The sequence below is a fragment of the Amycolatopsis sp. SID8362 genome (assembly GCF_010550475.1).
GTDB lineage: Bacteria > Actinomycetota > Actinomycetes > Mycobacteriales > Pseudonocardiaceae > Amycolatopsis > Amycolatopsis eburnea.
Map to the genome: position 1 here is coordinate 1 of NZ_JAAGNB010001261.1, position 204 is coordinate 204.

1 pseudogene is annotated in these 204 nt (G+C 75.0%); it reads left to right on the forward strand.

Annotation, left to right across the window (positions count from 1 at the left end):
• Positions 1–204 (forward strand): annotated as a pseudogene (locus G3I65_RS38685) (DUF4350 domain-containing protein); the annotation flags it as partial.

The window sequence follows — 204 nt, forward strand, 5'->3', positions numbered from 1 at the left end:
TCGGCTCGGCGGCGCCGCTGACCAACTCGCGGCTCGCCGAGCAGGGCAACGCGGCGCTGGCGCTGCGCCTGCTCGGGGCGCACCCGCGGCTGGTCTGGTACCTGCCCTCGGTGACCGACCCGGGGCTCGATGCCAGCCGCAAGTCGATCTTCGACCTGATCCCGGCCGGCTGGTACTACGGTGCCGCGCAGGCGGGGATCGCCG